The 12,442-nt window shown below is 56.8% G+C and carries 11 protein-coding genes; 7 read left to right on the top strand and 4 right to left on the bottom strand.

Annotated features, from left to right (window positions below):
* Positions 1–63: 63 nt before the first annotated feature.
* The gene (locus EQG79_RS12855; RefSeq protein ID WP_077920940.1) at positions 64–558 is read right to left on the bottom strand and encodes a DUF421 domain-containing protein; all 495 of its coding nucleotides are present in this window, start codon (positions 556–558) and stop codon (positions 64–66) included.
* Positions 559–634: 76 nt separating this feature from the next.
* Here EQG79_RS12855 and cobT point away from each other — a divergent pair, with 76 nt between their 5' ends.
* The 4 genes from cobT (at position 635) to EQG79_RS12835 (ending at position 3,707) form a co-directional block, all read left to right on the top strand.
* Positions 635–1,645, top strand: a complete 1,011-nt coding sequence (gene cobT, locus EQG79_RS12850; RefSeq protein WP_129601707.1) for a nicotinate-nucleotide--dimethylbenzimidazole phosphoribosyltransferase — start codon at positions 635–637, stop codon at positions 1,643–1,645.
* 21 nt (positions 1,646–1,666) lie between these two features.
* On the top strand, positions 1,667–2,449 hold the full coding sequence (locus EQG79_RS12845; protein WP_129601706.1) for an adenosylcobinamide-GDP ribazoletransferase: 783 nt from the start codon (positions 1,667–1,669) through the stop codon (positions 2,447–2,449).
* A gap of 64 nt (positions 2,450–2,513) precedes the next feature.
* Positions 2,514–3,155: an alpha-ribazole phosphatase family protein gene (gene cobC, locus EQG79_RS12840; RefSeq protein ID WP_129601705.1), complete on the top strand. Its 642-nt coding sequence runs from the start codon at positions 2,514–2,516 to the stop codon at positions 3,153–3,155.
* A 9-nt stretch (positions 3,156–3,164) separates the two neighbouring features.
* Positions 3,165–3,707 carry a DUF6580 family putative transport protein gene (locus tag EQG79_RS12835; RefSeq protein ID WP_077920943.1) on the top strand — a complete coding sequence of 181 codons (543 nt, stop codon included), beginning with the start codon at positions 3,165–3,167 and terminating at the stop codon, positions 3,705–3,707.
* Between the two features lie 70 nt (positions 3,708–3,777).
* Here the strand turns inward: EQG79_RS12835 and EQG79_RS12830 are convergent, their stop codons facing one another.
* Together EQG79_RS12830 and EQG79_RS12825 are read right to left on the bottom strand one after the other, a co-directional pair.
* A complete protein-coding gene (locus EQG79_RS12830) occupies positions 3,778–4,416 on the bottom strand; it encodes a gluconate 2-dehydrogenase subunit 3 family protein (protein ID WP_077920944.1) in 639 nt (212 codons plus the stop codon).
* Between the two features lie 149 nt (positions 4,417–4,565).
* Positions 4,566–6,311, bottom strand: coding sequence for a GMC family oxidoreductase (locus EQG79_RS12825; protein WP_077920945.1), 1,746 nt, complete (start codon positions 6,309–6,311; stop codon positions 4,566–4,568).
* A 180-nt stretch (positions 6,312–6,491) separates the two neighbouring features.
* Between EQG79_RS12825 and EQG79_RS12820 the strand changes: the two genes are divergently transcribed.
* Positions 6,492–7,070, top strand: coding sequence for a DUF4142 domain-containing protein (locus EQG79_RS12820; protein ID WP_129601704.1), 579 nt, complete (start codon positions 6,492–6,494; stop codon positions 7,068–7,070).
* Between the two features lie 93 nt (positions 7,071–7,163).
* Here the strand turns inward: EQG79_RS12820 and EQG79_RS12815 are convergent, their stop codons facing one another.
* Entirely contained in the window at positions 7,164–7,601 is a 438-nt protein-coding gene (locus EQG79_RS12815) for an RrF2 family transcriptional regulator (protein WP_077920947.1), read from the bottom strand.
* Between the two features lie 466 nt (positions 7,602–8,067).
* On the opposite strand from EQG79_RS12815, the gene EQG79_RS12810 reads away from it, so the two are divergent.
* Both EQG79_RS12810 and EQG79_RS12805 read left to right on the top strand, forming a co-directional pair.
* Positions 8,068–9,321 (top strand): peroxiredoxin family protein, encoded by a 1,254-nt coding sequence (locus EQG79_RS12810; protein WP_129601703.1) that lies wholly within the window; start codon positions 8,068–8,070, stop codon positions 9,319–9,321.
* An 89-nt stretch (positions 9,322–9,410) separates the two neighbouring features.
* Positions 9,411–12,434: a SusC/RagA family TonB-linked outer membrane protein gene (locus EQG79_RS12805; protein ID WP_129601702.1), complete on the top strand. Its 3,024-nt coding sequence runs from the start codon at positions 9,411–9,413 to the stop codon at positions 12,432–12,434.
* Positions 12,435–12,442 lie beyond the last annotated feature (8 nt).

The raw sequence follows: 12,442 nt of genomic DNA, 5'->3' as shown, positions 1-12,442 counted from the left end.
CATCATCCGGATAAATCAACTAAACGGTAGGTTGACAGGCGAAGCGATAGCCGCCAAATCCCCTCATTTTTTCTCGATGACGCTAACGTTTCCGCTGCCTTCCAGGTAGCAGAGCTTCACGGTGGTGTAGTCCTCGACTCCATTTTCGCGCAGAATTCCTTTCAGTTCATCTTCGGTCAGCAGTTCCCGCTTCATGGTCTGGCGCTGCAGGACGCCATCTTTGATCAGCAGGGCTGGCTCCGGCGAGGCCACCCGGTTAAAAAACACGGATCGGTAGCCGAGCCAGTTGATCAGGTAATCCCAAAAAACGAGTGTTCCAACCAGCACAACCCCTTCTGTGACGGATTCGTACGTGCCCGCCATGGCATTCTGGGCCGCGTCGGAGACCAGCGTTACCAGGAGCAGATCACTGATATTGAGCTGCCCCGTTCCGCGCCGGAACGCGCGGAAATAAGCCAGCACCACCAGGTAGGTCAGGGTACCCCGCACGAAAATTTCGGCCACGGAGCTGCTGGGGATAAACACACTATCCCAGTCGATTTCCAGTAATTTGTCCATTATGTGGGCTGTTAAGTCTGTTTCTAACAACTCATTTAAGACCTTTGAGTTCGTAAAAGCTTTTGTGTTTAAACGTATGCATGCCGACCGGATCAGACAGTTGATCGATACCAAAACAAAACCCCTCGGGGCATTAGGCCAGCTGGAAGACCTGGCAGTTCAGATTGCCCTCATTCAGCAGACCGAAACCCCGGCCCTGCTTCATCCACACGTGCTGGTCTTTGCCGCCGATCATGGCCTGGCTGCCGAAGGGGTCAGCGCCTATCCATCCCACATTACCCACGGTATGGTCCACAACTTTATGGCGGGTGGAGCAGCCATCAACGTCTTCTGCCGACAAAACGGGCTGAACCTGCTCGTCTGCGATGTCGGGGTGAACGGTAGCTTCGATACGCAGGCCGGTACGCCGGGTGCTTCGACCCTGGTAAAATACAAAATACGGGCCGGCAGCCGGAACATGAACCTCGAACCGGCCATGACCCCGGACGAGTGCGAAGCGGCCCTGGATGCAGGAAAAACGATGGTTAACGGTGTTAGATACCGAAATTGTAATGTCGTAGGATTCGGTGAGATGGGCATTGGTAACACCTCGTCGGCGGCCCTGCTGATGCATCGGTTTACGGGTCTCCCCCTCGTCGATTGCGTGGGTCGGGGCACGGGTCTCGACGATGCCGGGCTGGCCCACAAGCAGGCCGTGCTGCGGTCGGTAGCCGACCGCTACGCCGACCTGACCGATCCCCTGGCGATACTGGCGGCTATGGGCGGTCTTGAAATTGCGGCCATGGTGGGCGGACTGTTACAGGCGGCTGAGGAGCAGATGGTCATTCTCATCGACGGGTTCATCGCGACGGCGGCCCTGCTGGTGGCCCGGACCATCAACCCCGACCTGGACCGGTTCTGCGTTTTCTGCCACGAGTCCGATGAAGCTGGCCACCGCCTGATGCTCGACTATCTCAACGTACAGCCGCTGCTGCGCCTGCGGATGCGGCTGGGTGAGGGAACGGGCTGTGCGCTGGCGTATCCGCTCCTGCAGGCTGCGGTGGGCATGCTGAACGAAATGGCCAGTATGGATAGTTTACAGGCGTAGGTACTCGTTCTCCCTTCTCGTATGCGCTTATTCTTTACGGCCCTGATGTTCTACACCCGCCTGCCGGTGCCGAAATCGATCGATCATTCGGCCGACGCCCTCAACCGGGCTACGGTCTTTTTCCCGCTGATTGGCTGGATTGTCGGCGCTATCGGTGTGGGCGTCTACTGGCTCTGTACGGTTTTGTTCCCGCCCCAGTTTCTGCCCATCCTGTTCAGCATGGTAGCGACGGTATGGGTCACGGGGGCCTTCCACGAAGACGGGTTTGCCGATGTATGCGACGGGTTCGGCGGGGGCTGGACCAAGGCGCAGATCCTGACCATCATGAAGGACAGCCGGCTCGGCACCTACGGTACAATCGGGCTGGGGCTGCTGCTGGCGGTCAAGTTCTTCGCCTTGCAGGCCATGCTGACCGTCGAAGCGTTCAGCTGGGTACTGGCCCTCAAGTATGTATCGGCGCACAGCCTGAGTCGACTGACGGCGGCTACGGTGATTCGGGCGTTACCCTATGCCCGCGAAGACCTCGATGCCAAAGCCAAACCCATTGCGCAGGGAATAACCCGCCCGCAACTGGCCATAGCCACCCTGTTGGGCCTCGCGCCCCTGCTGGCGCTGATCGCGCTGACCGGCCTCTGGATCTACAGCCTGTTTCTGATCCCGCTACTATTGCTACGCTGGCGGCTGATCTATTTTTTCGACAAATGGCTGGGCGGCTACACCGGCGACTGCCTGGGGGCCACCCAGCAACTCGCCGAAGTCATCATCTACCTCTCGTTCGTCTCCCTGCTCTGGGTATCGATTTGAGTAATGAATGTCATCACTCATCACTCATCACTCATCATTCATCATTCATCATTCATCACTCATTATGGATGTTTATTTAGTTCGTCATACGGAAGTTTCGGTGGGTCGTCGGGTGGCGTATGGGCAAACGGATGTGGAGCTGGCCGAGGTATACGAGGAGCAGCGGGATAAGCTCCTGCTTCATCTCCCCGCCGACCCGACCGCCATTTTCTCGTCTCCACTGAGTCGGTGCAAACGCCTGGCCATCGATCTGGCTACGGCCCTCTCCGTCGGTAGCCGCATCGAAACGGCACCGGGGCAGACTAACGTGATCGACGCCCATCAGCCTGTCGTTCAGTACGATGACCGGCTGAAAGAGTATCATTTTGGCGATTGGGAGATGAAACCCTGGGCCGATATCGACCGCGCGGAGCTGGACCCCTGGATGGCTGACTTTGTCAACGTCCGCACGCCCAACGGCGAAAACTTCAGCGACCTGTTCGGGCGGGTCAGCTCGTTCTGGCAGGAGCAGATCATGCCCCTGGCCGATCAGCCGACCAGCCAGTCGGTCTGCATTGTTTCGCATGGGGGCGTCATACGGGCTTTGCTGTGTCTGTTTCTGGATTTATCTTTGCAGAATGCGTATCGGATCAACCTCGATTATGGGGCCGTTACGAAACTAACTTTAACCGGATCGTCTTATACGATTCAATACATCAATCGCTGACTCTTCTGCATGAAGCCGCTTCACATTCGTTTAACGACCCTGACCACGATCGTTCTGGCTACGGCCCTGTTCCGGATCCTGCCCCACTGGCCTAACGTCACCCCGGTAGCGGCTGTTGCTTTATTCGGTGCGGCCGCGTTCGAACGCCGGTGGCTCGGTCTGGTAGCCCCGCTGGCGGCTATGCTGCTGAGCGATGCGCTGATCGGGTTTCACAGTGGTATGGCGGCCGTATACGCCAGCTTTGCCCTGACCTGGCTAATTGGGCTCTACGCCCTTCGTCAGCCCACGGCGGGTCGGATAGCAGCCGCTTCGGTTACCTCGTCGGTACTGTTTTTTCTGATCACGAATTTTGCTGTATGGTTCGGTAGCTCGTTCTACCCGCAAACGGCGGCTGGTCTGATGAGCTGCTATGCCGCCGGGCTGGCTTTTTACAATGGCACCTCGTTCTTCCTGAACGGACTGGTCGGCGACCTGTTTTTCAGTGGCCTGCTGTTCGGTTGCTACTACCTGCTTCAACAGCGGTTCCCGGTGTTGCGTCCCGCTCATCGGTAATCGGCTCAGGCTCCAAAACGAAGCGGCCCCGTTGCTCAACGGGGCCGCTTCGTTTTATGTGGGATATTCGTTATTTCCCCGGATTTAATTCGCGCTCTTCGTAGGCCAGGCCGTACTGCTTGAGTACATCGTCTGGCACGCCGTTCCACTGGTTGGGGGTGTTGCCGACGTAGCCCAGGTCCTTGATTCCTATCTGGCTGGTAAAGAAACCGGAAGCCGTCAGGTTACGCATCAGCGTAAAGAACGAAGCCCCCTGCGTCATGTCGGGCTTCGCCAGCGCCGGATAAGCGATCTGCTCGACCATATCGATCTGCTGCGCTTTGGTGCACTGGACAAACTGCTTCCCGTACCGCTTGGTACAGGTGTTGTCGAGCCAGCGGATACCACCCCGCATGGGGGTCTGGTTCCGGGGCTGGTCTTTCATCATGAATTCGATGAAGGCCGGCACCCCCGCCTGCGACGCACTCCCCGACCGTTCATCGGCCGGTATGATGATATCCGACAAGACGGTCACCGTCTGTAGCTCATGGGGGGTAAAGAATTTCTCCGCCATCAGCTTCGCGTCCCGCTCGGCCTCGAACTTCTGCCGGCCACCGGGAATTTTCAGTGGCTTTACGTCGGGGGGAGCCGGCACAGCAGCTTCGGTTGGACCAACCGCCAGCCCAAAGCCCGTCAGCGACAACGCTTTTAATGAATCTCTCCGTTTCATAGCGGTCCTGTTAGTAGTTTACTGGTGTCTCGTTGGCCCTGACCCACATTCGTCCCCGTCGTAGGGTTTACGAACCTGTCGGGCGGTCAGACAGCCCGGGAGCGAGCCTCAGGTTGCCACTGGCAACGGAACACCGCAAACCGGTTTTGTTAAATATTTTTCTTTTTAACCTGATCGATCAAATACTCCGAGGTGCGCATCGAACTGGCCAGGATGGTCCAGGTTACGTTTTTATCCCCCTGCGACGGGAACGCGGCCGCATCGACTACGAACAGGTTTTTCACGTCATGCGCCTGCTGAAACTTGTTGAGGGCCGACGTTTTCGGGTCATTCCCCATGCGGGATGTGCCAACTTCGTGGATGATCTTGCCGGGCGCTTCCAGTCCGTAGCTGTTATCGGCACCGGGTTTTTCGCCCAGGGCGATACCCCCCATCGAGTGGATAATTTCCTCGAAGGTATCCTGCATGTGTTTGGCCTGCTTCACTTCATAATCAGACCATTTGTAGTTGAACCGCAGCACGGGAATCCCGTATTTGTCTACCACGTTGGGATCAATTTCGCAGTAGTTGCTTTCGAGCGGCACCGGCTCGCCCCGACCGGCCATGCCGACATAGGCGCCGTAGAACCGGCGGTAGTCATCCTTCAGCCCGGCACCGTACCCGCCACCCGGCTTCTTGCTGCCGTCGCGGGCGGCAATCATACCGTTCAGCGCTTCAACGCCCCAGCCGAACCCATAGGCAGGCATCCCCATGCCGCCCCAGTATTCGATATGGTACCCCCTTGGGAAGTCCAGCTTCTTGTTATCCAGCCACCAGGGCGTAAACACGTGCATACCCCCTACGCCGTCTTCGTTATAGCGCTTCCGATCCATCAGCGCCGGTACGAACGCCGAACGGCTGGCCCCGGTCGAGTCGTTGATGTATTTACCGACCACCCCACTGCTGTTGGCCAGCCCCGTCGGGAACCGGCTCGACTTGGAGTTCAGCAGCAACCGGGCCGTTTCGCCCGCACTGGCCGCCAGAACCACCGATTTGGCCTTGATGGTCACTTCCTGCAGCGTCTGGGTATCGACGTAGCTCACGCCCGTACACAGGCCCGTGGCCGGGTCGGTGATCACTTCGCGGACCATGGCCCCGTTGATCAGGGTAACATTCCCGGTTTTCATGGCCGGTTTTACCAGCACCGACGACGACGAGAAGTCGGCATAGGCCTGACAACCGCGACCACACTGCGCACAGTAAAAACAGGACCCCCGCTCATCGTTGATGGGTTTGGTCAGCATCGACAGCCGCGACGGAATGACCGGGATACCGATACTGCGGGCTCCCTTCCGGATCATCAGCTCGTGGAGCCGGGGTTTGGGGGCGGGCAGGAAGATACCGTCGGGCTCGTTCGGAAAATTCTCGACCGAGCCGAACACGCCGATAAGCCGATCGACCCGGTCGTAAAACGGTTTCAGATCATCGTAGCCGATGGGCCAGTCCTGACCAACGCCGGTCATACTTTTACGCCGGAAATCATCGGGACCGAACCGGAGTGAGATACGCCCCCAGTGGTTGGTCCGGCCGCCGAGCATGCGCGACCGAAACCAGTGAAACTCGGTGCCCTTGGCGGTGGTATACGGTTCGCCTTCAATATCCCAGCCGCCCCAGGCAGCATCGAAATCACCGAATGCCCGCGTAGTACCAGCCCCCCGCCGGGGCGATTCCCATGGCCATTTCAGCTGGGTAATATACTTGGGGTCGGCAGGATCATAATAGCCACCGGCTTCGAGAAGCACGACTTTTGCCCCGGCTTTTGCCAGTGTGTAAGCCGCCATCCCCCCCCCGGCGCCGGAACCAACAATGGCTACGTCAAACTGCGTGGGGGGTTTCTGAATCTGAAATGGGTCCATACAAGGGTTGTACGTTTATTCGGTTAAGTCCCGAAAGTAATTTTTCCTTTTAAAGAAAGGAAACAATCAGCCAGAATTACCCGACCTAAGTCCGTTTAATAGAGAAATGGGAAGCTGGTAAACGAGATGAGTGCCTGTCAGTTCCATACCAGGAGGTTCACCCGTATACACAACAACGCTATGAAAAAGACACTCGTAATGATCCTCGTTGCGGCAACAATGGGTTTGCAGGCCTGCAACGAAAACAAAAAAGACAGCACCGACAGTGTTGAAAACGCCCACGACGCTAACGACACCAAAGAACAGGCCGGTACCGGTCAGGCTGATGATGATAACGACTTTGCGGTGAAAGCCGCCAACGGGGGTATGCTTGAAATGGAACTGGCCCGTATGGCCCGTGAGAAAGCCCAGAGCAACGACGTTAAGGAGTTTGCCGCCATGATGCTGAAAGACCACCAGATGGCCCACGACGAGCTAAAGACACTGGCCGGCCAGAAAAACATCACCCTGCCCGCCCGACTCGGCGATGACGAGCAGAAACATGTGGATGAGCTGGCGAAACTGACCGGCGCTGAATTCGACAAAAAATACGTGGAGCTGATGGTCGATGACCACGAGGAAGACGTAAAACTGTTCAAAGAAGCTGCCGACGATGCCAAAGATGCCGACATGAAAGCCTTTGCGGCCAAAACGCTGCCTACGCTTCAGAAGCACCTGGAACGAATCACCACTATTGATAAGAACATGAAAAACGCCTAGGCGACACGAAGCCTGGAAGCCCAAAGGCCGGACCGCCCAGGTTCCGGCCTTTGGTATTTTTAGAGCACATGCCCCTTTCGGCTGTCCGGCAGGCTAAGCTACCTGGGCCAGTTTGTGCGTTCCGTCAACCAGCATCTGCATGGTCGTGGATTCATACACACTCAGATTCGCATTGCGAACCTTCAGCATAATGGGTCGAATGGCGCAGGTCTCTTCATCCTCACAGTCGTCGCAGCGGACGTAGAAGTTCAGCGACACACAGGGAGTGGGCGCAATAGGCCCATCAATGATCCGTATGACCTGAGCCAGGGTGATCCGTTCCGGTTCGATCCGGAGCAGGTACCCCCCTCCTTTTCCTTTCTGACTTTGCAGGATACCATGATTTCGCAACTCCAGGAGTATGGTCTCCAGAAACTTTTGTGGAATCGATTCCTTTTCCGCAATCGATGCAATCAGCACCGGTCCGTTGCCGTACGCAGCTGCCAGTGCTTTGAGGGCCTTGATGGCGTATTTCGCTTTTTTCGAGATCATACGTGCTTAGGTTAACGTTGCAAGCCTATAGACTTATAGAACTAGTCTGTTTGTCCTATAAATTTTGTGCACTATTTTGAAAAATAAAAATTTTGGCCGGTTTCTTTCCAAAAAGAGAGCTCCCTCTACCTCGGTTTCCGGCTGGTTCAGCTTACTCGCTGTGGCTGACTTACTTGGCATGAACCCAAAACTTTCGTAGGCAATCGGTATACCCAATACACCTAAAACCCGATAGACTATTACATAACCAGCTGACAATCATTTTTTTTAACTTTTTCTTGCAGAACCAAACTTCACGCCCCAATTTTGCTCCCGGCAGTTCGGTTCCATCACTGCCCACCCAAACCAAGTCAGCCTACACGCTGGCTTCTTTATTTCCAAGTTTAATCTATTTAATATATAGATTATAAATATTAATACTGAACATCACCTGATTATCAATCATTCACTTTATACAACCAGTTTTATGAAAGCAACTTTAGGTGCATTGACCGGTACCCTGCTCATGGGCACAGTAGCCCTGGCGCAAACGCCGGTTTCGTTGCCAGCCGGTCAGTACCGGGGCGAATTTCAAACCTCCTCGGGAGCCATACCGTTTAACTTCGAGGTGCAGGTCAAAAACAATGCAGCGGTAACTGTCTACCTGCTGAATGCAAACGAGCGGGAAGAGCTGACGGGTACTCATGCCGAAGGCGATTCGATCGTCATTCCCATTCCCCTTTATGACGCCAGCCTTCGTTTCAAACGCTCGGGCCAGCTGTTGACGGGTATTTACCGGGCTGGTCAGGGACGCCCCATCCCCGTAACGGCCGCGTACGGGCGTTCGGACCGATTCGAAAAAGGGGCTGCCCCGACCGTTAGCCTGACCGGAAAATGGGAAATTGGCATCCAGCGCAATCCAAACGATCCGAACGACGTCAATCAGACCGTGGGCGTTTTCACCCAAACCGGCAGCCGCGTAACCGGAACCATTCTAACAACGACCGGGGACTATCGGTACCTCGACGGGCAGGTTACCGGAAATGAGTTCAGACTTTCGGCGTTCAGCGGATCATCGCCTTCGGTTTTTCAGGGTACCATTCAGCCTGACGGCAGCCTGACCGGTACGTTTCGCTACATCCGGGGCACCATACCGGTAACGGGCAAAAAGAATGATGGGGCCAAACTACCCGATCTCTACAGCCTCACCCAGCTGAAACCGGGTTATAACCAGCTTGCGTTCACTTTCCCCGACCTGACCGGAAAGCCGGTTTCGCTCACCGATGCCAAATACAAGGATAAAGTAGTGGTCGTTACCATTCTGGGCAGCTGGTGCCCCAACTGCATCGACGAAGCGGCTTTTCTGGCGCCCTGGTACAAAGCCAACCGGCAGCGGGGTGTCGAGATTATCGGACTGGCGTTTGAGCGGAAGAACGATCTCGCATTCGCCAGAACCGCCCTCTCCCGGCTCATCAACCGGTTTGATGTACAATACGACATTCTCTTTGCGGGTCTGGCCGACAAGAAAGCAGCTTCCGACGCCCTCCCTGCCCTGAACAGGGTGCTGGCCTTCCCGACAACGATTATACTGGATCGTCAGGGTAAGGTAGCGCAGATTCATACGGGGTACACGGGTCCGGCTACCGGCAGCTATTATGATGCCTACGTAGCCGAATTCAACCAGACGATTGACAAACTCCTTAAAAACGAACCGGTCCCGGCGGCAACCGGCGGCCGCTGACTAACGCTGAGCGGATCGGCGGCAACCGGTTCGGTCAGTCTATTTACAGGCCCTGGCAGGCCAGTTTTCACGTAACCACAGTTCATACCATGTTTAAATCTTTATCGGCATGGGTAGCCGGCTGGCTACTCCTGACCAGTACTGTACTGGCCCAATCTGGCGGGACAGGGCAAACCCGCCTAACCGGCACCATCCAGGCAGAAGATGGCGAGCGTCTGCCCGGCGTAACCGTTGCGGTAAAAGGCACCAGTCAGGGCACATCTACGGATGCCGAAGGCCGCTTCTCGCTGGTTCTTGACCAGGCAAACACCCTGCTGATCATCAGCGCCATTGGGTATGTAACCCAGGAAATCAGACCAGCCGGCGAGCCGCTGACGATCCGGCTCCAGAATGACGTCCGGCAATTGTCGGAGATCGTTGTGACGGGCTATGGCGAACAGAGCCGGAAGTCACTGACCAGTGCCATCTCGACCGTAAAGGGTGACGATCTGAAAGACATCCCCGTTGCGAGTCCCGATCAGCTTCTGCAGGGTCGGGCCCCGGGGGTGCAGGTTCAGGCCAATTCGGGGGTGCCGGGGGGCGGCATTTTTATCCGGGTGCGGGGCACCAACTCGGTCAATGCCGGCAACGATCCGCTGTATGTGGTTGACGGGGTGTTCATCAATAACACCAACCTGGTAGCCACTGGACTCGGCAACCAGGTCCCTTCTAACCCGCTGGCCGACCTGAATCCGGCCGATATCGAATCCATCGAAATTCTGAAAGACGCCAATGCCACGGCCATTTACGGATCGCGCGGGGCCAACGGGGTTGTCCTGATCACCACCAAACGCGGTAAGTCGGGCAAAACCCGGCTCACCTTCGATACCTACCAGGGCTGGTCAAAAGCGCCGAAGGTCTTTGAAACGGTAACCGGTCAGCAGCTGGCCGAACTGGAAAATGAACGCTTCATCAACGACGGCGGGAACCCGGCCAATGTCCCCTACCGCGCTGTAGCGGACGGCGGCCTGGGTTTACCCCAGCAGCAGCTTACCTTTAACCGCATCAACGATCTGTTCCGGACGGCCCGCACGGCTAACTACGAGCTGTCGGCCTCGGGCGGCACCGACAAAACGCAGTTTTATATCGGAGGAGGCTATTTCAGGCAGGAGTCGATCGTACGGCCGACCAATTTTGAACGCTACAGCCTGCGCATCAACCTCGACAATCAGGTAAACGACCGGCTGAAGATCGGGACCAGTACCACCCTGGCCCGCACCATCCGGAACGTCAGCAGCAATGACAACAATCCGGCGGGTGTCATTAATTCGGCGCTGTTTCCCCGCTCCAACCTGCCCGTTTTCAATGCCGATGGCTCGTATGCCAAATACGGCAACTTCGACAACCACCTGGCTCTCATCAACAACCTGAACAACAACGCGGTAGGGTCGCGCATCATCAGCAATCTGTTCGGTGTCTATGACTTCTCTCCGCATCTGAGCCTGCGCAGCAGCTGGAGCATCGACTTCAACGACATGTACGAGAACAACTACAACAACACCCTGTTGCTGGCGGGGCAACCCCGCGGTACGGCTACGTCGTTTCTCTCACGCGATGTCACCCTGCTGAATGAGCAGGTACTGACCTACCGACAGACCTTCGCCGACCAGCATTCGGTACAGGTCCTGGTTGGCAATACCCTCCAGCAGAATACGTTTCAGCGCACGACCCTCAGCGGCCAGCAGTTCCCCTCCAACGATCTGCAAACCATTGCTTCGTCTGCTACCCAAACCGGTTCGTCGAGCCGGTCGAAGGCGGGTCTGGTGTCTTTCTTCGGCAAGGCCAATTATAACTTTCGGGACCGCTACTCCCTGGATGCCAGCCTGCGGGCCGATGCATCGTCGCGTTTCGGTCTGTCCCGGCGCTGGGGCTACTTTCCGTCCGTTGGTCTGGGCTGGCGGGTGTCGGAAGAAAATTTCCTGCGCAATCTGAACGCCTTCGATGAACTGAAGCTGCGGGCCAGCTGGGGACTGACCGGCAACCAGGCCGGTATCAGCGACTTCGCATCGCTGGGCTTGTGGCAGGGTGGCGCCAACTACCTCGACCTGCCCGGCACGGCGCCCCTGCAACTGGCCAATGCGGACCTGAGCTGGGAAACGACCCGCCAGTGGAACATCGGGCTCGACGCAGCCGTGCTGAAACGCAGACTGGCTCTGGAAGTCAATTACTACGACAAATACACCTACGGACTGCTGCTGAACGTACCCGTACCCCGCAAGCTTGGCTACTCCTCGGTGATCCAGAATTTCGGCGCCGTCAGCAACAAAGGCATCGAGTTCCAGGTAACCGCCAACTGGATCAACCGGCGGGAGCTGAGCTGGAGCAGTTCCTTTAACCTGGCCCGGAACATCAACCGCATCGAAAAACTGGCAGCTCCCATCACTACCGGCTCGCGGGATATTTTCCGGCTCGAAGAAGGTGCGTCTCTCTACTCGTTCTGGCTGTACCGGCAAACTCGGGTCAATCCCGAAACCGGTGATGCCGAATACCAGGACGTCAATAACGACGGGGCCATCACCGTTGCCGACCGGCAGCTGGTTGGCAATGCCTGGCCAAACTTCTTTGGCGGCTTTTCCAATACCCTGGCCTACAAAGGGTTCGACCTGGGCCTCAACCTGTACGTCGAGCAGGGTGCCAAGATCATGAATATGAACCGGTTCTTTCTGGTCCACGGCGGCACGCAGCGGAACATTGGCTATTACCCGGATCAGCTCAACCGCTGGCAGCAGCGGGGCGACCAGACCTCTATTCCGAGGCTGACCACCGACCCCAACAACAATAACTACGGGGGCGTTGTGCAGAATCTGAGCGACCGTTACCTCGAAGACGGCTCGTTCATCCGGCTGCGTACACTGTCGCTGGGATACCGGCTGCCGGCTCCGCTCCTGACCCGGCTCCGGCTGGCTTCCGTGCGGGCCTACGTACAGGCCACCAACCTCTTTACCATTACCCCCTACTCGGGCCTCGACCCTGAGGTGAACTCGCAAAGCAACGTAGCCAATACCAAAAACTTCGACTGGGCCACCGTACCCCAGCCCCGTACCATTCAGGCCGGGTTAACCATTGGTCTGTAGCCACTTTC

Origin of the sequence: Spirosoma sordidisoli (assembly GCF_004138325.1) — a bacterium.
GTDB lineage: Bacteria > Bacteroidota > Bacteroidia > Cytophagales > Spirosomataceae > Spirosoma > Spirosoma sordidisoli.
Note: the sequence above shows the minus strand (reverse complement) of the source record. Positions and strands in the feature narration are given on the sequence as shown.